At 61.7% G+C, this 24145-nt stretch carries 22 protein-coding genes; 15 read left to right on the top strand and 7 right to left on the bottom strand.

All coding sequences use genetic code 11. The annotated features are described in order from the left end of the window. Positions 1–7 precede the first annotated feature (7 nt). Positions 8–1381, top strand: a complete 1374-nt coding sequence (locus tag ACUY3D_RS01980; protein ID WP_144675501.1) for an NAD-dependent succinate-semialdehyde dehydrogenase — start codon at positions 8–10, stop codon at positions 1379–1381. 47 nt (positions 1382–1428) lie between these two features. Here ACUY3D_RS01980 and ACUY3D_RS01975 read toward each other — a convergent pair whose 3' ends face one another. Next, positions 1429–2610, bottom strand: coding sequence for an acyl-CoA dehydrogenase family protein (locus ACUY3D_RS01975; protein ID WP_448240235.1), 1182 nt, complete (start codon positions 2608–2610; stop codon positions 1429–1431). 87 nt (positions 2611–2697) lie between these two features. On the opposite strand from ACUY3D_RS01975, the gene ACUY3D_RS01970 reads away from it, so the two are divergent. From ACUY3D_RS01970 to ACUY3D_RS01950, 5 genes are all read left to right on the top strand, one after another. Continuing rightward, positions 2698–3108, top strand: a complete 411-nt coding sequence (locus ACUY3D_RS01970) for an acyl-CoA thioesterase (RefSeq protein WP_070523388.1) — start codon at positions 2698–2700, stop codon at positions 3106–3108. A 77-nt stretch (positions 3109–3185) separates the two neighbouring features. Then, positions 3186–4157, top strand: a complete 972-nt coding sequence (locus ACUY3D_RS01965) for an NAD(P)H-dependent flavin oxidoreductase (RefSeq protein WP_070523392.1) — start codon at positions 3186–3188, stop codon at positions 4155–4157. Positions 4158–4159: 2 nt separating this feature from the next. Then, the gene (locus tag ACUY3D_RS01960; protein ID WP_448240234.1) at positions 4160–4960 is read left to right on the top strand and encodes an enoyl-CoA hydratase-related protein; all 801 of its coding nucleotides are present in this window, start codon (positions 4160–4162) and stop codon (positions 4958–4960) included. Between the two features lie 234 nt (positions 4961–5194). Then, complete coding sequence (locus ACUY3D_RS01955; protein ID WP_448240233.1) at positions 5195–5575, top strand: MmcQ/YjbR family DNA-binding protein; 381 nt, start codon at positions 5195–5197, stop codon at positions 5573–5575. A 55-nt stretch (positions 5576–5630) separates the two neighbouring features. After that, a complete protein-coding gene (locus ACUY3D_RS01950; protein ID WP_070530955.1) occupies positions 5631–6077 on the top strand; it encodes a MarR family winged helix-turn-helix transcriptional regulator in 447 nt (148 codons plus the stop codon). Here ACUY3D_RS01950 and ACUY3D_RS01945 read toward each other — a convergent pair. After that, positions 6074–7309 (bottom strand): M20 family metallo-hydrolase, encoded by a 1236-nt coding sequence (locus ACUY3D_RS01945; protein ID WP_448240232.1) that lies wholly within the window; start codon positions 7307–7309, stop codon positions 6074–6076. The genes ACUY3D_RS01950 and ACUY3D_RS01945 overlap by 4 nt on opposite strands. A gap of 9 nt (positions 7310–7318) precedes the next feature. Next, positions 7319–8911, bottom strand: coding sequence for an amidohydrolase (locus ACUY3D_RS01940; RefSeq protein ID WP_448240231.1), 1593 nt, complete (start codon positions 8909–8911; stop codon positions 7319–7321). A 157-nt stretch (positions 8912–9068) separates the two neighbouring features. On the opposite strand from ACUY3D_RS01940, the gene ACUY3D_RS01935 reads away from it, so the two are divergent. The 6 genes from ACUY3D_RS01935 (at position 9069) to ACUY3D_RS01910 (ending at position 16983) form a co-directional block, all read left to right on the top strand. After that, on the top strand, positions 9069–10208 hold the full coding sequence (locus ACUY3D_RS01935; protein ID WP_269948335.1) for a helix-turn-helix domain-containing protein: 1140 nt from the start codon (positions 9069–9071) through the stop codon (positions 10206–10208). 138 nt (positions 10209–10346) lie between these two features. Beyond that, complete coding sequence (locus tag ACUY3D_RS01930) at positions 10347–11699, top strand: MFS transporter (RefSeq protein WP_269948336.1); 1353 nt, start codon at positions 10347–10349, stop codon at positions 11697–11699. Between the two features lie 65 nt (positions 11700–11764). Continuing rightward, positions 11765–12373 carry a cation efflux transmembrane domain-containing protein gene (locus ACUY3D_RS01925; protein ID WP_250224487.1) on the top strand — a complete coding sequence of 203 codons (609 nt, stop codon included), beginning with the start codon at positions 11765–11767 and terminating at the stop codon, positions 12371–12373. Between the two features lie 408 nt (positions 12374–12781). Then, on the top strand, positions 12782–14164 hold the full coding sequence (locus ACUY3D_RS01920; RefSeq protein WP_448240230.1) for a hypothetical protein: 1383 nt from the start codon (positions 12782–12784) through the stop codon (positions 14162–14164). A 219-nt stretch (positions 14165–14383) separates the two neighbouring features. Further along, positions 14384–15538 carry an alpha/beta hydrolase gene (locus tag ACUY3D_RS01915; RefSeq protein WP_448240229.1) on the top strand — a complete coding sequence of 385 codons (1155 nt, stop codon included), beginning with the start codon at positions 14384–14386 and terminating at the stop codon, positions 15536–15538. Positions 15539–15588: 50 nt separating this feature from the next. Continuing rightward, complete coding sequence (locus ACUY3D_RS01910) at positions 15589–16983, top strand: GntP family permease (protein ID WP_070531104.1); 1395 nt, start codon at positions 15589–15591, stop codon at positions 16981–16983. On the opposite strand, the gene ACUY3D_RS01905 is transcribed toward ACUY3D_RS01910, so the two are convergent. The 3 genes from ACUY3D_RS01905 to mmuM form a co-directional block, all read right to left on the bottom strand. Then, entirely contained in the window at positions 16980–17474 is a 495-nt protein-coding gene (locus tag ACUY3D_RS01905; protein ID WP_269948338.1) for a gluconokinase, read from the bottom strand. The two genes, ACUY3D_RS01910 and ACUY3D_RS01905, sit on opposite strands and share 4 nt — an antisense overlap. Before the next feature lie 65 nt (positions 17475–17539). After that, positions 17540–17926, bottom strand: coding sequence for a hypothetical protein (locus ACUY3D_RS01900; protein ID WP_269948339.1), 387 nt, complete (start codon positions 17924–17926; stop codon positions 17540–17542). Between the two features lie 67 nt (positions 17927–17993). After that, entirely contained in the window at positions 17994–18860 is an 867-nt protein-coding gene (gene mmuM, locus ACUY3D_RS01895) for a homocysteine S-methyltransferase (RefSeq protein ID WP_269948340.1), read from the bottom strand. Positions 18861–19415: 555 nt separating this feature from the next. On the opposite strand from mmuM, the gene ACUY3D_RS01890 reads away from it, so the two are divergent. The 3 genes from ACUY3D_RS01890 (at position 19416) to ACUY3D_RS01880 (ending at position 21766) form a co-directional block, all read left to right on the top strand. After that, positions 19416–19970, top strand: a complete 555-nt coding sequence (locus ACUY3D_RS01890; protein WP_070565169.1) for a CAP domain-containing protein — start codon at positions 19416–19418, stop codon at positions 19968–19970. 171 nt (positions 19971–20141) lie between these two features. Next, positions 20142–21275, top strand: coding sequence for an ImmA/IrrE family metallo-endopeptidase (locus ACUY3D_RS01885; RefSeq protein WP_250224484.1), 1134 nt, complete (start codon positions 20142–20144; stop codon positions 21273–21275). Next, complete coding sequence (locus tag ACUY3D_RS01880; RefSeq protein ID WP_144675527.1) at positions 21272–21766, top strand: DUF4411 family protein; 495 nt, start codon at positions 21272–21274, stop codon at positions 21764–21766. The genes ACUY3D_RS01885 and ACUY3D_RS01880 overlap by 4 nt, the downstream gene beginning before the upstream one ends. Before the next feature lie 60 nt (positions 21767–21826). On the opposite strand, the gene ACUY3D_RS01875 is transcribed toward ACUY3D_RS01880, so the two are convergent. Beyond that, on the bottom strand, positions 21827–24130 hold the full coding sequence (locus ACUY3D_RS01875) for a 3'-5' exonuclease (protein WP_448240228.1): 2304 nt from the start codon (positions 24128–24130) through the stop codon (positions 21827–21829). Positions 24131–24145 lie beyond the last annotated feature (15 nt).

Here is a 24145-nt window from a genome sequence, read left to right as displayed (position 1 = left end):
AGGAAAAATGTCTCAGTACCGTGTACAGAATCCAGTCAACAACAAGATCATTGAAACTTTCGATGCTCTCGATAATGCTGCTATTGAGCCAATCCTCGAAGCTTCTTCCGTAGCTTTCACCGAATGGTCTGGAACTCCAGTCTCACAACGAGCAGAAATTGTGGCCAAGGCAGCTTCACTCTTTGAAGAACGCAAAGAAGAACTCGCTGCCATCATTGCTGAAGAGATGGGGAAGCCACTTCCGGAAGGCGTTGAAGAAGCCGAGTTCTCATCTGCCATCATCCAGTACTATGCGGACAACGCGGAGAAGTTTCTCGCGGATCAAGAGATCCCTACGGAGGCGGACGGTAAGGCATTCATTCGCCGCCGCCCATTCGGGCCTCTGCTCGGCATCATGCCGTGGAACTTCCCGTACTACCAGGTAGCGCGATTTGCAGGACCCAACCTTGTCGCAGGAAACACCATCATCCTTAAACACGCGGAGATTTGCCCGCGTTCTGCTCTGGCGATCGAAAAGATCTTTCTCGATGCCGGCCTTCCGGCAGGGGTGTACACCAATGTTTTTGCTACCCATGAGCAAATCTCTACCTTGATCGCAGATCCCCGCGTTCAAGGAGTTTCTCTTACCGGATCCGAGCGGGCCGGAGCTATCGTTGGTGCACAGGCTGGCCAGCACCTCAAGAAAGCCGTACTCGAGCTTGGAGGTTCAGATCCATATGTCATCCTCGACACGGATGATGTTAAGGCTTCAGCCGAACTCGCTTGGGGTACGCGTATGTACAACACCGGCCAAGCCTGCAATTCAAACAAGCGGCTTATTGTCGCAGAAGACATTTATGACGAGTTTGTTCAAGAACTAGTTAATCTTGCGCAACAAATGGAGCCAGGACTACCGGATACTGCCGGGGAAACTGTGTATGCCCCGCTATCTTCCCGTAGCGCTGCAGAGAACCTCAAAGAACAGCTCGAGCGCGCTGTTTCTGCTGGAGGCCAGCTGCTGGCGGGTGGTGAACTCTCAGAGGAGGGCGCCTACATCTCCCCTGCAGTAATCACAGATATCCCTCGAGGTAGCGATTCCTATTATGAGGAATTCTTTGGACCGGTCGCCACGGTCTACAAGTTTAAGACTGATGAGGAAGCGCTCGAGATAGCTAACGACAATGTCTTCGGCCTTGGCGCAGCAGTGTTCTCTCAAGACTCCAAGCGAGCCCAAGCAATTGCTGAGCGCATCGAATCTGGCATGAGCAACGTCAATACACCAACTGGTGAAGGTCCTGAACTCCCCTTTGGTGGTGTCAAGCGTTCAGGTTTCGGTCGCGAGCTTGGTTCACTTGGTATCGAGGAGTTCATCAATAAACAGATGTACTTCATCGCCAACTAAACACAGCTAGGCCCGAAGCCTCTTCATCAAGGGACTTCGGGCCACTTTTAGCTAAACGCCTGCTCCCCCGTCAGCACGCGCCCCAGAATCAGCGTGTGGATCTCATCGGTGCCCTCGTAGGTGCGCACTGATTCCAGGTTGGCGGCGTGCCGCAGCGGCGAATAGTCCGCCGTGACGCCGTTGCCGCCCAGGATGGTGCGAGCTTGGCGGCAAATCTCAATGGCGGTGCGGCAGTTGGCCAGCTTGCCCACCGAGATTTGATAAGGCTCCAACGTTCCCGCGTCCTTGGCACGGCCCAAGTTGAGCGCCAACAGCTGTCCCTTGTTCAGCTCCACCGCCATATCGACCAGCTTTTGCTGCGTGAGCTGGAAGGATGCCAGCGAGCGGTCGAATTGCTTGCGCTCCTTGGCATACTTCAGCGCCACCTCCAAGGAATCGCGCGCAGCGCCCAAAGCGCCAAAGCTGATACCGAAGCGCGCCTCATTAAGGCACATGAACGGCCCCTTGAGGCCAGGGTGCTTGGGCAGCAGGGCGTCGCCAGGCACGGTCACACTATCCAACGCAATATCGCACTGGATGGAAGCGCGCATCGACAGCTTGCGAGTGATTGGGGTAGCTCTAAAACCCGGCGTAGACGTCGGCACAATAAACCCGCGCACGCCCGCCTCCACCCCGGCGGCGGAGGCATCCTCCTCGTCCACCTTGGCCCAGATAATGGCCACCCCGGCCACGCTCGCCAGACCAATCCAACGCTTCGCGCCATCCAGAACCCACTCGCCTGAGCGGTAGCGCGCCACCGTCGCCATGCCCGCCGGGTCGGAGCCGGCGGTCGGCTCCGTTAGCCCGAAGCAACCGATGACGTCACCCGCGGCCATCTTAGGCAACCACTGCTGCTTCTGTTCCTCCGAGCCGTGCTTATAAATGGCCGACATCGCCAGCGATCCCTGCACCGAGACCACCGTGCGAATTCCCGAATCGCCGGCCTCTAGCTCCTGCATGGCCAGCCCGTATTCCACGGCAGTGCGCCCGGCACAGCCGTAGCCTTCCAGGTGCATCCCGAACAAACCAGCCTCCGCGAGCACCGGGAAGATCGATTCCGGCAGCACCGCGTCCTCGTACCACTGCACCACGTGCGGGCGGATGTGCTCATCCACCAGTGCGGCCACGCGGTCACGCGTGGCTTTTTCTTCTTCGCTCAGGAGAGCATCGATTCCCAGCAGATCCGTCATGGCATTCTCCTCACGGTTCGAGTAACGAACCACAATTCGTATGTATAGTAATACGCATCACTCTACCCGCTCCCCCAAGGAGGAACAATGCGCGCGCCCGCCAACGCCATCCCGGTACCCCTCGCTTTGCGGTGGTCCGACCAGGACGCGAACGCCCACGTCAACAACGCCACGATAGTCACCCTCCTCGAGGAGGCCCGCGTCCGCGCAGCCGCCGCACTGACCGGACCCGTCGCCACCGATACCTACGCTCACGTGGTGCGATCCCTCGAAGTGCAGTACGAGGCCGAGCTCACCTACACCGATTCCATCGAGGCGCGGGTCTGGATTTCCCGCATCGGCAACACCTCCTACCAGGTCGCCCACGAACTCATCCAGGACGGCACCTCGTGCGTGTTCGCCACGGCGACGCTGGTGCTTATCGACGTCTCCGCGCGCCGCCCCATCCCCCTCCCCGAGGACCTCACCGAGCGCCTGCGCGCTCATTTCTCCGAATAGCCATTCACTGCCTATCGCCCAAAACTTCCATCCGCTTCTCTCCAATTGCTAGTCACTCACAAAGGAGCACCACCCTCATGATTTCCACCCGCGTCACCGAGATGCTCGGCATCACTCACCCCATCATCCAAGGCGGCATGCAGTGGGTCGGCCGCGCCGAGCTCGCCGCCGCTGTATCCAACGCCGGCGGCCTCGGCGTCGTCACCGCGCTCACCCAGCCCACCCCGGAGGATCTCCGCCACGAGATCCGCCGCACCCGCGAGCTCACAGACAAGCCCTTCGGCGTCAACCTCACCATGCTGCCGGCGATTACCCCGCCGCCCTATGCGGAGTACCGCGACGTCATCATCGAAGAAGGCGTAAAGATCGCCGAAACCGCCGGCAACAATCCCAAGGAGCACATGCCGGCCTTCAAGGACGCGGGTATCACCGTCATCCACAAGTGCACCTCCGTGCGCCACGCGCTCAGCGCGCAAAAGGTAGGCGTGGACATCGTCAGCATCGATGGCTTCGAATGCGCTGGCCACCCTGGCGAGGATGACATCCCGGGCCTAGTCCTCATCCCCGCCGCCGCGGATCAACTCGATATCCCCATCATCGCCTCGGGCGGTTTCGCGGATGGCCGCGGCCTGGCCGCCGCGCTCGCTTTGGGCGCCGAGGGCATCAACATGGGCACCCGCTTCGTAGCCTCCGCAGAGGCGCCGGTGCACGAGAACGTCAAGCAGGCCATCGTGGAACGCTCCGAGCTGGATACCCAGCTCATCCTCCGGGAGCTGCGCAATTCCACCCGCGTGGCCAAGAATGCCGTGAGCGATGAGGTAGCCGAGCGCCTCGCTCAAGGCGCGGAGTTCGGCGATATCCGCCACCTCGTTGCCGGCAAGCGCGGCCGCGCGGTCTACGAGACCGGTGACTTGGATGCGGGCGTGTGGACCTGTGGTACCTCGCAGGGGCTTATCCACGACGTCGCCCCGTGCTCCGAGATCGTCTCCCGCATTTCCGCCGATGCCCAGCGCATCATTTCCTCCCTCACCGAACTCGTTAAGGACTAACCATGACCGACGCCATCCTCACCCGCCGCGAAGGCTCCGCACTTATCGCCCAGATCAACAACTCCGCGCGGCGCAACGCCATTGCCAAGGAACACTGCGAAGCGCTCTCGGCCGCGCTTGGCGACGCCTCCCAAGACTCCTCCATCCGCGCCCTCATCATCACCGGTGATGAGACCGCCTTCTGCGCGGGCGCGGACATCGTGGCGGCGGCACAGGCTGCGGCTGCAGCGCAGCAGTCGGGCGAGACCCCCAACCCGGCTGAGTCGACGATGCTGCCGCAGCTCAACGCGCTCGTCACCGAAATCCAGGCCGCCGAGGTTCCCGTCATCGCCGCGGTCGAAGGCGCAGCCGCCGGCGCTGGGGCATCGCTGGCCTTCGCCTGCGATCTCATCGTGGCCGGCGAGCAATCTTACTTCACGCTGCCCTTCGGCAAGATCGGCCTCATCCCAGACGGCGGCGTAAGCCTCACCGCACTCGCCTCCGTGGGGCGCCACCGCGCTCTTGCCTTGGCACTGCTGCAGGACAAGCTCGGCGTCGCCGAAGCGGAGGCGGCTGGGATCGTCGCCAAGCGCGCGCCCCAGGGCCAAGCCCTCGAGGCCGCGCTGCAGCTAGCCCAACGCCTGCATATCGCGCCACGTGACGCCCTGGCCAAGGCCAAGGAAGCCATCAACCGCACCGCACTGGGGCAGCTCGATGAGCAGCTCGCCTGGGAGGAGCCCACGCAGTACGCACAGATGGATTCGGCAGGCCACAAGGAAGGCGTCATGGCTTTCCTGGAGAAGCGGCCCGCGCGCTTTGATTAGCGGCGGTTTTGACTAGTAGAAAACTGCCAGGGAGACCACATGGTGAATCCAGCGTCGCCCGCCATACTCATTCTTGTGCGTTTGAGAGAGCGCATGCGAGAGAGAGAACCCCTCACCCTCCAGAGGGCGGCCAGTGGCCGATACACGGAGGGACTTGATAGAGACGCCGTTGGGCCCCTTTCTTCGAGAAATCGAAAAAGGGGCCCAACGGTGTTTTCACCTAGTGTGGACCTCATGAGCACCGCTGCCCTAGACCTCCATGCCTGCGCCACCGCACGCGCTGCGGAGCTTCCCGGCGCCACGCTGACATACCCCTTCGGGCCGGACTGGGACGTCTTTAAGGTACGCGGCAAGGTCTTCCTACTTCTCACCGCCGTGACTGGTTCCCAGCAAGCCATCCTCAAGGTCGAGCCCCTCGATGGCGAAGCGCTGCGCAGAGAGTATTCCTTCATCGCACCTGGCTACCACATGAATAAGCGCCATTGGGTTTCCGTGTATCCCGACGCCAACCTCACCCCGCAGCTGCTGGCCGAACTCGTGACGGACTCCTACCGCCTCGTGGTGGAGAACCTCCCTCGCTCGCAACGGCCCATCGATCCCTCCACCTTTGGTTAGGGTTGTCAACGTAAACATTTGCGGACGCGAGTCCCCAACTCTTACGCTGGATCGCGTGAGCAAAAATGAGCTAATCGATGAGACCATTGCGGAATATCGCCGCTTCGAGCGCGCCCGCGCGCGGTTCGACACGGAAGCGCGCCGCGAATACGGGATCACCGGCTCCCATCTTTCGCTTCTCCGGCTCATCGATAAGAAGAGCCCCATCCCCATCCTGCAGCTGCGCAAGGAGTTGGGATGGCAGCCCGCCACCATCGGGCAAGCGGTCAAGCGCTTGGTGCGCGATGAGCTTATCTCCATCGATGATGATCCGGAAGATCTTCGCCGCCGCCTGTGCAGCATCACCGAGGAAGGCCAGCACTTCTTGCTCCACGTCCCCCTCACCGGCCCGGTGCGCCTGCGCACCTACGAGCACAGCGAGGAAGAGCTGAAAGCAATGAAGCGCGGATTCGAAATCGCGATGAAGGCCTTCGGGTATGAACCGTGGAGCGATAACGACTAGCGCTCGCCGCACCCGGATTCCACGATGCGCTGCGCCACGTGCGTCAACACGTCCACGCCGGCCACGCAGTCTTCCTCCGTGGTGAACTCCTTTTCGTTGTGCGAGATGCCGTCGACGGATGGGATGAAGAGCATGACCGTCGGCACCACCTCTTTCAGGTTGGTCGAGTCATGCCCGGCCACCGTGTAAATCTCTTGGTGCGGATACCCGAGCTCCTGCACGACCTCACGGGCTAATTCCACGCCGGCGGCCGGGTAAGGGTTGAGCGCCCACTCGTGCGTCGGGGTGAGCTCAACCGAGGTGCGGGATTCTTCTTCTGCGTCGGCGATAATCTCCTGCAGGCGCGCCTGCGCCTTGTCCAGCACCTCCGTGGACGGCGAGCGCACATCGACATTGAAGCGCACCTCGCGGGCGATGGTTACCGGCGAATTCGGCTCCAGCGTTAACTGCGAAACCGAGGCTTGCAGCTGGCCTTCATCGAATTCATGGGTCAAGCGCTCCACTGAAGCAATGATGAGGGAGGCACCGAAGAGCGCGTCCTTCCTATCGGCCATGAGAGTGGAACCGGTATGACCCTGTTCACCGGAGACCACCGCTTGGAATTTCTTCGCGCCCCACGTGGCGGTGACCAAACCAATCGTGTTGCCGGCAGCTTCAAGTTCCTTACCTTGCTCGACGTGAATCTCCGCATAGGCCGCGAGCTTCGGAGCCTCGCCACGCGGGGACCAGCCCGCTTCCTCCTGGGCTTGCGCGACGGTGACGCCGGCAAGGTCGGTGGCGCAGTGGGCGTCATCAAGCGCCAGCGTCCCCACAAACACGGAGCTGCCCATCATGGAGGGTGCAAAGCGCGAGCCCTCCTCGTTGAACCAGTTGATGACCGCCAGGTTATAGCGCGCCTTGGCTCCCGATTGCGCCACCCGCCCGGCCGCATGGGCGGCGGCCAGCACGCCATAAGCACCGTCGAAGCGTCCGGCCAAGGGTTGTGAATCCAGGTGCGATCCCAAGCCCACATACTCGGCGCCGGGGGCCAGCTCAAAGAGCCCGTACTGGTTCCCAATTTCGTCGTAGATAACCCGCGCCCCGAGGGATTCCAGGACCTCGTGGAACCAGGCGCGGTTGAGGTTATCGCCAGCACTGGCCGCCTGCCGCTCCACGCCGCCGCCCGGAGTGGAGCCGTTGGCGGACATGGCCTGGAAATCGGCCAGGAATTGTTCGTTGGTGGTTGCTCGCATGTCTACTCCTTAAAAGCTTCCGTAGCGCAGCTCGCCGCCCACGATGGTGGCGGCCACGTCGATGGTGGAAAGGTCATCAGTGTTCAGAGGGTCCTGGGAGAGCAGCACGAAATCCGCCAGCTGCCCCGGCATCACCTGCCCCTTGCGCCCGGCCCACCCCGTCGCCGCGGCCGAGCCGGCGGTATAGGCGTAGAGAGCCTCGGCGGGGGTCAGACGATCCTTAGGCCCATAGTCCCGGCCCGAGGCGGTGCGCCGCTCCACGAAGGCCTGCATGACCTCCAGCGGCACACCGGGCGCCACGGGTTGATCGGAGCTGCCGGGGAGGATGAGGGAGGCGTCGAGAAGCCGCTTGCCCGGGTAACTCCACGCGGTGCGCTCCGGCCCAAGGGACTCCGCCATCGCATCACCGAAAGCCGGGATGAACAGCGGCTGCGGCACCACCACGATGGGCTGGCCGCGCAGGCGCTCGATCTGATCGGGGCGCACCACGCCGCCGTGCTCGATGCGGTGCGGCATCGCAGGCGCGCCATGCTTGTCGACGGCCTCCTCCAGCGTCTCTATCGCAAAATCCACTGCCGCATCGCCGATGGCGTGAATGGCCAAAGACCAGCCGGAATTCGCCGCCTGCAGCGCACGTGCGCGCATCTGCTCAGGATCGCCCTGGAAGTAGCCGTGATGGGAGCAGCAGGCGTAATTCTCGGTCAGCGCGGCGGTGGTCCCCAGCAGGGAGCCATCGCTGAAGATCTTGACGGGGCCGACCTGCAGCCACTCGTCGCCGAAGCCGGTGCGCAGGCCACCGTCGAGGCCCCAGCCGGGACCGTCGGCGGCGTGGCCAGGAATCTCGTGGAGCACGTCCATGGTCACCATCACCTGCATGCGCGTGTGCAGGGTGGCGTTTTGGTAGGCGGCGATCTCACGCGGACTGTGCCCGATCCAGCCGCCGGCCACCCCGGCATCCGTGACGGAGGTCAGACCGCGCTCCAGGTAACGGCGCGTGGCCAGCTCTAATGCGCGGCCGATTTCCTCCCCGGATTCCGGCAGGGTCACGTTCTGGATGGCGCGCATGGCGTTTTCGTCGAGCAGCCCCGTGCAGTGCCCATCGGCATCGCGGACGAACTCGCCGCCGTCCACCTCGGGCGGGTTGGTGGGATCGACGCCCGCCGCGCGCAGGGCCGCGGTGTTGACCGTGTAGGCGTGGCCCGAGTTGTGCTTGATCAACAGCGGAGCGTCCCCTGTGGCGCGGTCGAGTTGTTCTATCTCCACCGGGGCATCTAGCCCGGAGGGACGGAATCCGGAGGCCACCACCCAGCCATCGGGGTTCGGCTCGGCGGCTCGCACGGCGGCGTAGACCTCCTCGGGAGTTGTGACCTCGGAAAGATCCACCTCGAGCAGCGTCTGGCCGAACCACACGGTGTGGGAATGCACATCGTTAAAGCCAGGGGTGAGCGTGCGCCCGCCGGCATCCCACGCCTCGTCGGCGGGCAGGGCGTGGGCGGCCTCCCCCACCGCGAGGATGCGCCCGTTGGCAAAAGCCACCGAGTCCGCAACCGGCCGCGCGGGATCCTGGGTCAGGATGTGGGCGTTGTCGATGCGCGTGATCATGCGTCCTCCTGAGTTCTCCTGTTTCTCCGGCACACTGCACGCGGCGCGTGCTGTGCTAGTCCAGTGCTGTGCTAGTCCCCACATGCTAAACGCAGCAGTGATACACCTCTCCACATAGAGGGCAATTCACCAGCGCCCAACGTGTAGCGTTGTGCACATGCACGAGAAGCGCTGGCACGATATCGTCGCGGAGGTCCACGGCACCATCCCCCGCTTGGTTGAGGATTTCCTCGCCGCCTTTTCCCGCTCGGGGCGCTACGGCGATTCCTTGGTGAGCGAGGACGAGCTACGCCTGACCGCCTTCGAGGTTTTCGCGCGCATCACGGACGTGCTGGTCGGGGCGATGGATGAGGAGGAACTGCGCACCCATGCCCAGAGTTTGGGCCGGCGGCGCGCACACCAGGGCGTGGAGCTAGCCACGCTGATCGACGCCATCCAGCTCGACTTCACCGTCCTCTGGGAGCACCTGCGCCGGGCCGCCGGCGCGGATCAGGAAGCACTCATCGACCACGTGGCGCAGGTGCACTCCGTTGTGACGATGTACAACCTTGTTGTGCGCGATGCCTACCGCCTGGAGAAGGCTCGCGGGCAGCACGACGTACACCGCGCCCACGCCCGGCACTTGGAGAGGCTCTTCGCCGCCGAATCCCTGGGCGCGCTCGGTATCACGGAAATCACCCGCGCGCTCAACCTGGACGCTGACTGCCACTTCGACGTCGCGGTGGCCCACCCCACCGCGGCGGTGGAGCTGCGCGCGCTTCTCGACGCCCCCATCTCCTCCGGCGAAGCCTTCGGCCATGGCGCGCGCGGGATGTTCGTTGCCTTCTGGCCTAGAGACCAAAGGCCCAGCGAACAGTCCGCAAAGGACAGCGGCGCAGAGCTCACGGAGATCTCGGGCATACTTTTCCGCGACGTCATCGGCTTAGCCGGTGTCCGCGCGGCGGCGCAGCAAGCGCCGCGCATCTTTGACGCCACCGGCCCGCTGGACAACTTAACCGAAGCGCCCGACGCCCTCTGGGCCGTCGCCGGCGATGCCATTGCAGACTTCCCAGCCAGCGGCATCACGGAGCTCACGCAGGAAATCACCGAGCTGCGCCAAAGCAACGCGCCGCTCTACCAAACCATCACCACCTACCTGGATTGCGGCTCCATCAAAGACTCCGCCGAGGCGCTGCACTGCCACCGCAACACGGTGCTCAACCGCCTGCGCCAAGTCACGGAACTCACGGGACTCGACATCACGCGGCCGAAAGACGCCGCGCGAGCATTGCTGACGTTGCACCGGACAAAGCGATAGCTCTTGTGCAGAGGAACAAGATTCGCTCTCTGTAGATGGGTCGATGCATAGAAAACTCTTCAAACCATTCACCGGAAGGTGACGTGCACCTAATGTTTCCTAGAAAGGTAATGCGTTTCACATAAGGAGCATTTCGATATGACTACCCACGCACCCCCTTCCAACCCGGCCCAATCCGGCAGCGAGGAAATCCAAGTCGAGTCAAAGGACGTCTTCCGCATCGCCAGTTCCGCGTTCGTCGGTACAGCCCTCGAGTGGTACGACTTCTTCCTCTTCGGCACCGCAGCCGCGCTTGTCTTCAACGATCTCTTCTTCTCGGGGATGCCAGGCACCGGCGCAACCCTGGCATCCTTCGCCACCTTCGGAGTGGGCTTCCTGGCACGCCCTCTCGGCGCGGTCATTTTCGGTCAAATCGGCGACAGGATGGGCCGCCGACCGGCCCTCATCATCTCCATCGTCGTCATCGGCGTGGCCACCGGCGTCATCGGCTTGCTTCCCACTTTTGACAACATTGGCATCTGGGCGCCCATCACGTTGGTCATCCTGCGCCTGCTTCAGGGCATTGCCGTCGGCGGCGAATGGGGCGGCGCTACAACCATGGCCATCGAGCACGCCCCAGCCGAGAAGCGCGGTCGCTATGCCGCTTTCGTACAGATCGGTTCCCCCGCCGGTACACTGCTTTCTTCCGGAGCCTTCGCGCTTGTGCTCATGCTGGACGATGCCACAGTGAGTTCCTGGGGTTGGCGTGTGCCTTTCCTCATCGCCTTTCCTTTCCTAGCGGTAGCACTGTGGATTCGCACGAAGGCTGAAGAATCTCCTGTTTACAAGGCCCTTGAAGAGGAGGCAGAAGCAGACGAGGCAGCCCACCAGGGCTCACTGAAAGAGCTCTTCACTGAGCATTTCTCGCAACTGTGCCTTGCTTCGGCGGCGGCCTTCCTCGGCATTGGTGGCTTCTTCGTCATGAGCACCTATGTCCTCTCCTACGCCACAACCACGCTGGACTTCGAACGCCAGACCGTCGTGAACGCCACCCTCCTCGGCGCCGTATGCCAGATCTTCATCAACATCATCTTCGGCCGCATCGGCGAAAAGATTGGCCCCGGTCGAGTTATCGGATACGGCGCGCTTGCCACCGCCATCATGGCGTGGCCGCTGTGGGCAATGATCGACACGGGGAACCCCGTACTCCTCACGCTCGCGGTCTGTCTCGGCCTGTCGCTAGTTACGATCACCTATTCCGTATCTGGAGTCCTCCTCTCGGAGGTCTTCCCTGCGAACGTCCGCTATTCCGGCGTGGCTATCTCCGCCAACATCGCCTCGGCAGTATCGGGGCTGCTACCCTTCCTCGCCACCGCATTGAACGCATCCAATGAGACCCCCAGTTCTACACCGGGAATCATCATCTTGGCCGTCACCGCCTTGATCACAGCCTTCGGCGGTTTCGCCGGCGAGAAGCACCGCCGCGAAGACGATGTCACCATCGTCGACTAGCCCGAAACAGTTCATAAGAAAAACAAGTTGGGACACGGTGCTCAAGCCCATTAAGCTCAGGTACCGTGTCTCACGATCTCTCCTCCTCCACCCTGAACGCACGCGCCCGGCGGGTTGTCGCCTGGGTCGCTGCCTTGAATCTCTTTGGCTTCTTCGTCGAATTCGTCGTCGCCTGCGTCATCGGCTCGGCCTCACTCTTCGCTGACGCCGCCGACTTCCTCGAGGACTTTCTCATCAACGCGCTCGTGCTCTTAGCGCTGCGCTGGTCGGTGGAGGGGCGTCGCAAAGCAAGCTATGGCCTAGCCGGGCTCATCCTGATCCCCGCCGTGGCGTCCTATGGCATGGCGATATGGAAGATCATCAACGGCGCCGTTCCTGAGCCACTCACGCTTTCCGGCACGGCCATTTTCGCCATGCTCATCAACCTGCTCTGCGCGGTGCTGCTGGTGCAATTGCGACACGGAGGTGCGCTCACGCGTGGGGCGTGGTTGGCCGCACGCAATGACGTCGCCGCCAACATTCTTATCCTCGGCGCAGGCCTTCTCATGCTGGCGTGGGCGAGCCCCTGGCCAGACATCGTGGTCGGCCTCATCATCGGCACCATTAACCTGCGCGCGGCGGCCGAGGTCTTCGAACAGGCACGCGCGGAAGACCCAGAGATCGAAGAAGACTAACGCGCCGTTTTTAAGAATTACTTAAGCATACGAGGGCCGGTTGGGCTCTACCCCTTAGACCACAGAGGCTGAAATTGCGCGTGACACGACCCCACAAACACCATTCCACTCCCCCTAATGGGGTCATTCTTTAGTTTGTGAACGAACGGTCAAAGAGACGTTTTCCCAGAATACGGTCTAGTTAGACAAAACCAAGGTCGGCGCAAATTTCTTAGTCAATTGTTCACCCGGGGGCCACCCGATCGAAATGTATTTCTGCATTTAAAAATATAAACAATTCAAGGGGTGCGTGATCCTGAAAAGCGCCTTATTGTTGCAACACGTCACGCACTGGGCATGACAGCGCGAACACAGCGCCACCACAGTGCGTCACCGCATTGCCCCAAACTTTCATCCAGGAGAACAACAATGACCCAGCGTCGTCGTACCGCCGGCTTCATCGCCGGCCTCGCGATTGCAGGCACCGCCCTCATCGCACCGGCTGCATCCGCAGCAACCCACACCGAGTCCTACCCGGAGACCCCGGCTGTCAACGCCAAGCTCCCCATCGTTCACACTTCCCACGGTTCCGACCACATGAAGGCCAACGTCCTCAACCCGCGTCCGGTATGTAACCCGTGGGAGGACCACCGCACCGTGGTCTACAAGGTGACCGATAACTTCATGCCGGCTGGCACCATCTCCACCACCAACCAGACCAAGAAGGACATCCCGCTGCAGCAGGACCTGTCCAAGTCCCAGTCCATCACCCTGTCCGTCAACGGTGACCGCACTGAGACCACCTCCATGAACGCTGGCGGCAAGGGCTCCGGCAAGAACTCCGAGGGTTCCTTCGGCATCTCCCACGAAATCGCCACCAAGCTCGGCGCTTCCGCTTCCTACTCCCTGTCCTGGGAGGCTGGCCAGTCCATCGGACCGTACGATGTTCCGCCGAACCACACCGGTGAGGCTACCTACGGCTTCCGCGTTCTGAACATGACCGGTACCCAGCAGTACTGCAAGCCGAACGGCACCTGGTCCACCCCGACCTTCTGGTCTGCAATGCAGCCGATGAAGAACGAGGTTCGCGTCAAGCTGTACGACGACATCGCTGATTCCTACGCTCCGAACAAGGACGCTCAGAACACCACCGACGTCAACGACCCGAAGGTTGTTGAGGAGGAGAAGTCCCCGGAGGCTGACGCTGAGGTCATCAAGGACAACGAGGTCGCTCCGGAGGAGAAGGCCGTGTCCGAGTCCGAGGGCAAGAAGGAAGAGGAAGCCGACAAGAAGGTCCAGGAGGACGTCGAGAACGGCAAGACCGACGAGGCTAAGCAGAAGCTGGACCTGAAGCCGGTTCTGACCACCTCCGGCGCTAAGCACGCTGGTTACGCTGGCACCGTTGCTCTCCGCCTGGAGAACGTCGGTTCCGAGCGCTACTACGGCGACTTCCCGGCTGTCCAGTACCGCGTTGATGTGAAGACCGCTGAGGGCCCGAAGGGCGTTGACCGCCTCATCACCCCGCGTTCCTCCAACGGTGCTCACATCCGTGACCTGGGCTTCGACGAGAAGTCCTCGACCCGCTCCTTCGAGGTCACCCTGGCCAACCCGATTAACGCTGGCGAGTCCGCTCGTGTTGCCAACCTGGACTTCGGCGACGGCAACACCAAGGAAGGCCGCCTGAAGAACTACATCGAGGTCACCCAGATTTCCCGCTTGAAGGGCGACAACTCCACCGACAACGACCAGAACGTTGACTCCCGCGAGATCACCGTGAAGGACACCGGCAAGAAGGCTGAGGGCCTGTTCTAAGGAACATCCCTCGCCCACTGCAGAGAGTGTGCACAGCCCGCCGGCGCTTAGTCCGGCAGTGAGAGAGTGAGAGGACCCCGACCGCTGTGAAAGCGGTCGGGGTTTCTTTATGCCCTTAATCCGCTTCCACCAACTGTCCCGCAGCTCTCCCCGCCTCCCCCGCCTTCGTTAACGCCGTGGAAGTTCTGCGCTGCAGGGTTAGTTGGCTATTGTGAACTAATGAAATTCTTTCGCTCCGCACTAGCGGGCATTCTCTCGGCGGGGTTGATCATCTCCCCCGACCTCGCGCAGCCGGCACACGCACAAGCACTGGATACGATGAGCAGCGATGCCGCCAACATCGATCAGCACTCCAGCGCCCTCGATCCCATCGCTCTGGGACCGCTGGCACCTCTACTCTTCGCCGACAACATTTTCGCCGCCTGGTCACAGGTGCTTCAACAATTGAAAGTCCCGGTGTTGGCACCGAACGCTACGCGCCCACCGGTGACAGCAGCCCCGGCACAACTGCGCGGACTGCGTCACGTCCAGGACAACGTGTGGGAGCTCAAGGCCTATTCACCGGCCATGGACCGTGTCATCACCAACGACATCATTCTTCCTCCAGGAGGATTGGAGAACACGCAGCCCCGCCCGAGCTATTACCTACTGGGTGGTGCCGGCGGTGGCGAGGACGCACTGTGGTGGGACGGCGGCGGGGCCTCCGAGTTCTTCCGTGACAAGCATGTCAATGTCATTTCCCCGCGTGGCGCATATGGATCGATGATGTCCGACTGGGCGCAGCCTCATGACACCCACGGAAAATACAAGTGGGCCACCTATCTGACCAAGGAACTCCCGCAGCTTATCGACGCCGAGTTCCACGGCAACGGCCGCGACGGAATCGCGGGTCTAAGCAACTCCGGTGGCCCCGCATTGGAGCTGGCTACGTTCGATCCGCGCTTCAAGGTGTCTGGTTCCTTCTCCGGTTGTCCCTCGACCACAGGTGTTCTCGCGCAGTCCTTTGCGTGGGCAAGTGCTGCGTTCTACGGCACTGACCCGGCTCGCTCCTTCGGCGCGCCGTGGGATCCGGCGTGGGCGCAGCATTCGCCGGTTCTCAACCTCGATCAGCAACGCGGGCGTAAAACCTTCGTCATCGTCTCCCGCGGCGGCCCGGCCGATTTTGACGTCGACATCGAGGACTCACCACTTCCCGCGCTGGGCCTCAACGAGCGTTTGGATTATTGGTGCAGCTCTTATTACGCCAAGCAGGCCACCGCAGCTGGCGTAGACCTTGACTATTACGAGCTTCCCGCGGGGCGCCACACATGGGGGCTGTTCCGGCGCGAGCTGGCCATCAGCTGGGCCACGGTGGGCCCAGCGCTCGGGGTGTAACCCCTAGATCACCGCAGGCTGCAGAAGTAAAATCAACATTCATGAATGTCATGGATACTTGGGAGCCCACGCTGGGCACCGGACCACTGTTAGGGATTGCGGTTGCGGCCATCGCCGTCATCCTCGTCCTCGTCATCTACTTCAAGGTGCACGCCTTCGTCACACTCGTCACGGTCTCCGCGCTCACCGCCCTGGCCGCTGGCATCCCGCTGGATGGTGTGGTTCCCACCATGACGAGCGGCTTCGGCTCAACCTTGGGATCCGTGGCCTTACTGGTGGGGTTGGGCGCCATGATCGGGCGTCTGGTGGAAACTTCCGGCGGTGCTAAAACGCTTGCCGACGCCCTCGTGAAACTCTTCGGCGAAGACAAAGCGCCCCTAGCACTCGGCGTGGCCTCCCTCATCATGGGCTTCCCCATCTTCTTCGATGCGGGGCTCATGGTGATGCTGCCGGTCATCTTTGCCGTCGCCAGGCGCCTGGACGGCCCAGTTCTGGCCTACGGCATCCCCGCCGCCGGCGCCTTCTCCGTCATGCACGTCTTCGTGCCACCGCACCCGGGCCCTGTTGCCGCCGGTGAGTTCTTCAGCGCGGACATCGGTCTCATTCTCATTTTTGGCCTCCTCGTTGCGCTGCCCACGTGGTATCTCTCCAGCTACCGTTTCGGGCTCCACCTGGGAAAGAAGTATCCCTATCGCCTCGAGGAAGCCATCACCGGCGCCTTGGTCAGCGATGCCGAACTCCCGGATCGCCCGGCCTCCCCGGCCTCAGTAATTGGCATCCTGCTCATCCCCATGATCCTCATCTTCGGCAATACCGGGTTGACCACGCTGGGCACCGCTGGTGTTGTTGATCCTTCCGCCACGTGGGTTCGCTTCTTCGTCTTCTTGGGCCAAACACCCATCGCGCTGTTGATTACCACTCTTGCAGCGATGGCTGTGCTGGGCCTGCGCCGCGGGGAAGGCAAGAGCGCGATTGAGAAAACCGTGGAGTCTTCGCTCGGACCGATCTGTTCCGTCGTCCTCATCACCGGCGCGGGCGGCATGTTCGGCGGGGTGCTGCGCACCAGCGGTATCGGTGATGCGCTGGCGGACTCCATGTCTAACCTCGGCGTCCCCGTTATCCTGGCCTGCTACCTCATCGCGGTAGCCCTGCGCCTGGCGCAAGGCTCGGCCACCGTTGCGCTGACGACGGCCGCCGCGCTCATGGTTCCTGCCGTGGAGGCCGGCGGCTTCAGCGAAATCCAGCTGGTTCTCATCACGCTTGCCACCGCAGCTGGCTCCGTCTTTGGCAGCCACGTCAATGACTCGGGCTTCTGGCTCGTTGGCCGTCTCATGGGCATGGACGTGTCCACCACACTGCGGACGTGGACCGTCAACCAAGCGCTGATCTCCTCGATTGGCTTCGGCATCGTCCTTATCTTCTACGGCGCCGCCGCGCTGTTCTAGACCTGCAGGTACTCGGCCGCCGCGGCGGCCAGCTCCTCCGGCGTGGCGCTGACGTCGAGCACCAGACCTGCTTCCTCCGGCCGCAGCTCCTCCAGAGTCTCGAACTGCGAATCCAGCAGAGACACCGGCATGAAGTGTCCGGTCCGCCGGCTCATGCGTTCCTTGAGCAATTCATAGGAGCCATGCAGGTGGATAAAGACCGTATCGGGTGCTGCGGCGCGGATGATGTCGCGGTAGGAATGCTTGAGCGCGGAACAGCCTACGATGGCTCCGGACTCTTGCTCAGCGAGAAAGCGGCCGATGGATTCGAGCCAGGGTTGCCGGTCATCGTCGTCAAGCGCCTGCCCCGAAGCCATCTTCTCGATGTTCGCTGCCGGGTGCATATCGTCCCCATCCCGGAAGGGCAGGCCGGTGCGCTGCGCCAGCAACTCCCCGACCGTCGATTTGCCGCAGCTCGAGACTCCCATGATCACCACGTGCTTGCGCATCATTCCTCCTTAAGACAGCACCCGATCCTACGCGCTACGTGGCGTAGCGCGGCTGAGCACAGCGATGCTTAGCCCAGTGGCCCGTAGCCAAAGTCGCCGCGCTGCACCTCGCCGCGGGCAGCCGGATCAAAGGTGGCGCACAGGGCCGCCGCCACGTAGCGCACGCCGCCCTCCGGCGCGGAGGAGCCGACGCGCTCTGCACAATTCTCAAGAGCAGGCATGCCGATACTCTGCCCCGGCATAGTCATGGAAAAGAAGGACGCCGCCATCATGGTGTTGCCATCGGCGCGCACGTACTCCGAGGAGCCCTTGATGGCCTGCCAGGCAACCGCCCCGACGGGATCGGTGCGGAACTGATCCCGCTCAGTCTGAGTCAGCTCAGCGTTGGCGGCGGGCACGGACAGCGTCGTGATGAGAAGTGCAGCGGATGCGGCGAGTAAAGAAAACTTTTTCATAGGAACACTCTATCCTCTGACCCGAGGATTGTCGCGGCGTTTTCTATTTGTCTTCGAAGCGGATCGATCAGCGCAGCTGCCGAATCTCAGCGGGCCCCACGCGGCAGCAGCCGCCCAGAAGGCCGACCCCAGCCGCGCGCATTGTTGCTGCCGCCTCAGCCAATCCCACCGCGCCGGCCGGAGCAGGACGCCAGTCGCGGGCGCCGTGGTCCCAGCTCTCTCCACTGTTGGGACAGGCTAAAAGCGGCTTATCCGTTCCAGCACGCAATGCTTTCACCGCCGCCAAAGCCTGCGGTGGGCGCACACAATTCACCCCCACGGCACCCAGCCGCGGTGCCTGGTTGGCCAGCGCGATCACCTGCGAGAGCTTCATCGGGTCGGCCGCGATGGCACCGGTGATGCTCAACGCAAAGGGCTTGGGCTGGGCCGAGAGCAGCTCCAGCAGCACCGCGGCCTCATCGACATTCGGGATGGTTTCAGCAAGAAGGAAGTCGGCCTCCGTGTCCGCGAGCACCGCCACCCGGCGGGTATGCCAGCGGTGCAATTCGTGCGCCGAAAGACCATAGGCACCGTCGTACTCGTTGCCCCGGCCTGGGCCTGCTCCATAGGGGCCAACGGATGCGGCAACCAATAGATCACCGTGGGCAGCATGTCTGTCGCCGGCCTTGCGGGCGGCGTCACGCGCTACCGTGACGCTGCGGCGCAAAAGAGACTCCGCCTCCCCGCCCAGCACATCGAAGGTGATTTGATAGGAGGCCGTGGTGGCAATCTGGGCGCCGGCGGCAAAGAAATCCGCATGGGCAGATTCGATGAGGGCGGGGTTCTCACGCAGCACACGCGCCGACCACAGCGGACCCGAGATGTCGTACCCCAGGGCTTCGAGGTGGGTTCCAAGGCCGCCGTCGAAAAGCAGCGGCGCGTCAAAGAGGGCCATGGCGCACGAGCCTAGCAATGCGTGGGCAGCCGACCCCCACCATGCCAATAGGCTTCATTAATAGTTGCATTACTTTTCTTAATCTTTTACCTTCTGGCGTTGAGCCTCAACAGCCTTTCTCCCTGCTCATTGCCATGCTTTTCGACGTCCCACTCTTACCTGGATTTCTCACGGGCCAATAAGCGCAAACTATACTTTCCCAGCCTTAACCCAGGGATTTTTGAAGAAATTCCTGAGTTTTTGAGAATAGTTGACACATCACCAGCACTTTCTTGGGAAAGCTTTCCATCAACCTAAGAAGCCACCCCCAAGTTCTACCCCCGCCGCCCGTCGTTTCTAAAGAAAACTATGCAATTTCAAGCCTTCAGGGCGGCAAACCCAAAAGAAACTTAAGCCCGCCGCGTGAAGACACATAAACTCACAGACAAACCTTAAAACTGCTGGTCAGGTGGCTTTTCAGTGCCCCGAAGAGCTTTAATTTTAAGTGAAAGTACCGCTCGGTACGAGGTCGAAAAAGCCTCCACTTAACACCTGAAGCAGAAAGAGGTGCCCGCCATGTTCCGCCTCCCATTCGGACATAAAGCCACAAAGATCGTCGCCCCGGTTGCTGCCGTTGCAGCACTCTTCGCCGGTTCCATCAACGCCCCTGCTCAGGCTGGCAGTTCCTTCGGTGCATTCAACCCGGCTGACTTCGGCTTCACCATGCCGTCCGTTGCCGGCCCGGCAGCCCCGGCTCCGCACGCTGCAGCCAGCGTTCAAGGCCTTATTAATCAAACCAATGCGCAACGTGTGGCCAATGGCCTCGCACCGCTGCGCGTTGACCCGAACCTGACCAACCTGGCACAGGATTGGGCCAATACCTTGAGCCGCGATGGCAGGACTCGCCACCGTCCGAACTACTGGACCTTCTACCCCGCCGGCCTGCCCGCCGGTGGTGAGAACGTCCTCCAAGCATGGAGCGACTACTCCGATGCCAGCCTGGTGAAGCTGTGGATGGATTCCCCCGGCCACCGCAAGAACCTGCTCGACCCCCGCGCTAAGTCCGTGGGAATCGGCCTGACCGTCGCCCCCGACGGCCGGTTGTACGCCGTGCAGAACTTTGGGCGGTAAGCTCGCACCTTCTAACGCTGATGCGCGCCTGTGAAGATAAGGCTATCTCTCTTCACGGGCGCGTCAGCCGTTGTGAGCGTCCGGAGCCATGCTGTACGTACGTTCTTTTTATCCTCTAAACTTGCTTCCAACACTCAATTACCAGGGCAGTATGCATCGATAGGAGGGGCTATGACCGTGCGCGTCCCCATGTCCCCGCCTGTCCTTGAATGGGCAGTTGAGAGAACGCAGCTCCCCATCAATGAATTGGAAAAGAAGCCTGACTTCCGCTCCTTGCGTTCTTGGCTAATAGGTGAAAGTACCCCAACATTCAGGCAAGCACAGAAGCTGGCCAAGCTTGCTGGGATCCCTTTTGGCTATCTACTACTCGAAAAGCCTGTCCAACGTACCCCTCGCCTTCCTGATTTTAGGACCCACGGGAGCACTCCGTTGTCCGGATGCAGCCCTGCGCTTGAGCAGACGATCTATGCCTGTGAACGACGCTTAGAGTGGTATGCAGAGGATGCCCTCGCCAACGGTATTACAGGGCCTAGTTTTATCGGTCGGTTCTCTACAGATACGCCGGCGCAAAAGGCCGCCGACTGGTCAAGCACTCTTCTAAATTGGACTCCAGGTAAGCATGAGCGCAACCGGAGCCGCGTAGCAACGCTGGCTGATGCCATTGAGCGCGCCGGCATTTTGGTTATGCGCAGCTCCATCGTGGGCAATAACACCCACCACAAGCTCGATCCTGATGAGTTCCGCGGTTTTACGTTGATCCGGAATTCCTATGGCCTCATCTTCATCAACACCAGTGATTCTGGAGTGGGCAAATTGTTTAGCTTGGCCCACGAGTTCGGCCACGTGCTTCTTGGCGAACAAGGTGTTTCCGGCGGCTCTCTCAATCAGCGCGCTGTCGAGCGTTGGTGCAATCAGTTCGCTGCAGAATTTCTTGTCTCTGCCAAGGACTTGCTCACAAAATGGGCCGAAACCAAAGACTTAGAAGCAGTGTGCCATTGGGCATACAAAACTTTCGGGGTCAGCCGTGACGTCACTGTATGGCTGCTCGTAGGTAACGGTGCGCTCCCCCGAGAAGCTGGTCAGCGCTTCATCAAAGAAGCCCCACGCCCAAGGACAACGCAACAGTCTGGCGGTGGTGACTTCACTCTTGGCCTACGCTCCCGTTTGGGCGGGCTCTTTCTCGAAGCGGTCACTGGAGCGCTCGCTGAAGGCAGAATTGGTGAACGCGAAGCATCCCGTCAGCTTGGTATCAAAAAAATCAGCACTATTGAGGCTTTGGTGGATCGCTACCAGGGGCTGCCATGACGCGCTACCTAATTGATTCCAATATTGTTATCAACGCGGTTCGAAGTTATCCTCGCGACGTGTTTCCAAGTTATTGGAGCTCTTTCGAAACCTTCGTGGCCACTCAAACGTTTTTCTTCCATGACACTGTACAAGAAGAACTGGAACGGAGACAAGACTCTGTTTCAGAGTGGTTCCAGGACTTCGTCCCTCATGGCCAAATCTTGCACGTAGACGACGCTGAAATTGAGTCATACCGTCTTTTATCCAAATGGGCAGCCTTCCAGCGCAAGCCTCGGTTTGATGAAGCAGCAGTACAAGAATTTCTCAATGACGCTGCCGATTCATGGATCGTGGCTTCTGCTCATGCCCGAGACCTCTCAATCATTACCGATGAGAAACCCCAACCGCGCAGAGTCAACAGAGTAAAGCTTCCCGACGCCGCTGCAGCATTAGGGGTTCACTGCTCCACCTACTTGGATTTCCTCCGGTCACGAGGAATCACGTATTAGGTGGGGATGCGGCCAAGGAAGTGATCTTCAAGAAACTTCCGCTTTTCACCGCCGTACCACTTACCCCGGCAACAGCTCGGAGGCCTCCCCCACCACGCTCACCACGAGCACATCGCGGGCGCGCGAGGCCGCCACGTAGAGCAAAGCCCTCTCGCGCTGCAGCGCCTCGTCGGCCTCGGCCGGTGCCAGCCCCTTCATCAGGTAGCGCTGCGGCAGCGCCTCCCTGCTCACGTCGAGCAAGATGACGTGCGTGAACTCTAAGCCCTTGGCGTTGTGCATCGTCATCACCGCCACCGGGCGCTCCCGGGAGGTGCGCCGCCCAGTGCTCACGGCCACGCCCAGCTCGCCCAACTGCGTGGCGATCTCATCCTTGCGGGCATTAGTCCGGGTCAGCACACCGATGGAGACATCGTCATCCCCGGAGGTCCAGTCCCGGATGCGCGCAGCCAAGGCCTCAGCCTCCTCCGCCTTGCTCTCAGAATTCAAGACAACCGGCGCAGGACCCTGGCGCACAGAACGGTAACCATGCAGATCGTCGATATTCTCTTCCGAATCCACCCACTCGGCACCGTCGAGAATCGCCGTGGCATAGCCCAGGTTCTGCCGAGTCGTGCGGTAATTCACGCGCAGCTTCGTCGTGGCACGCCCTCGCGTTTCAATCCCGTAATCACGCAGAACCAACCGCTGGCCATAAATGCGCTGGTGCGAATCCTCCGCAATGAAGATGTCATTCGGCCCGCGCTTGGCCACCGCCCGCAGGAATTTCCAGTGACCGGCGTGGAAGTCCTGGGCTTCGTCGATAAGCACGTGGTCAAACATGCCTTCAGTGCCTGTGCGGTGCTCCACGATGTGCGCGGCCACCACCGCCGCGGCCGCATACGTCAGCTTCCCAATGGATGCGCACGCCGCGTGGAAGTACTCCACAATCGCCCACACCGCCTTGCGCTCAGCGCGGTTTAGCGGAGTCCCCCGCCCGGTGCGCCGCGCACGCAGGTAGGTCTTCTCATCCGTGATCCCCTGTGTGAGGATCACCGCCGAGTACTCCTGCGCCAAAAACGTCGGGTGGGATTTCTCCCGCGGGAGTGAGCCACCCTTCAGCTCCGCGGCCTCCTGCCACTGCCGCTTTTCCTCTACGCCATCCAGGCCGCGGGGCACAAAGTCCCCATCGATGTTGAGCACCGCTGCCATCGCGGCGGCGCGCTCGGTTGCCTGTGCGTTCGCCAGCACGTCGAAGACGAGCGCATCAACGCCACTGATCCACAGCCCCGGCGCGCCATGCACGGAAGCTTCCGGAAACGTCGGGTACAGCTCATTCATCTGCGCCTTGAGCGCGTTGGCCAGCTCACGCGTGTAGGTGGTCAAAAAGACGCGCGCCTTCGGGTTCTTCTGCAACAGGTACTTCGTGCGGTGCACCACCACTACGGTCTTGCCGGTACCGGCGCCACCCGTGATGCGCGCGGAGCCAGTGTGATCTGCTTCGACCGCACGGCTCTGGCTTGGATGGAGGAAGACGCGCCACTCGGCAAAGGACCCCTCGAGGATGGCAGCCAGCTCCTCCTCGCCGGGGTCAATGACAAAGGCCCTGCGTCCCGCCGGGGACTTGATGCCTTCCACCAGCGCCTTATCAGAGCTTGCCTCAGCCACCGCGGACTGCGCCAGGCCCAAATCTTCGCGCACCTCAGCAACGCTCATCCCGGACAGCAGCCCGACCACCGCATCCTGTTCCCACTCGGGAGCGCCCGCTAGCGCCGTCAACGCTTCCTCCGTTGTGGCGGCGCGCTCCAACACCGCCACCGTCTGCGGGGAAAGACCGAGTTCATCGCTGAGCTCATGCTTGGCGACGCCCACCGCATCCCACGGCCGCACTCCCTCATCGTCCGCTGCGGCATCTGCCGAAGGCTCAGCTTCCGCCGAAGGCTCAGCTTCCGACTCGGCTTCCGCCGCCGCGGCAGCCTCCGCAGCGCGCTGTTCGGCCGCCAGGCGCTTGGCGCGCGACTCAATCTCCGCCTGCGGTATCGCCGTCGAGGCCTCTGACGCTGTGGCATCTACGAGCGACGGAACGCCGGAGACCTCGTTGACCACGAGCGTCTTCGACGTGGCGAGTGCGTAGGCATCATCGTGATTGAGGATGTCAATGAGCACGAACATGGTGTCGTTGCCATCGTGCAGCTCGAAGAGCACCGCGCGGTACTTGCGGTTGACCCGGGCTGTGCGAACGCGCTTATCCGCCGCGTCTTTGACCGGCTCCACGTGCAGCGACGGGTTCGTGGGATCGTCCACCAGCTTGTTATAGAACTCTAGGATCTGGTTTCCCAGGTTGTAGCGGTCCTCGATGCGGCGGTAGAAGGACAGGCTCGTTGCCATTGTTTTCCTCTCTTT

The organism is Corynebacterium guaraldiae (assembly GCF_053480195.1).
Note: the sequence above shows the minus strand (reverse complement) of the source record. Positions and strands in the feature narration are given on the sequence as shown.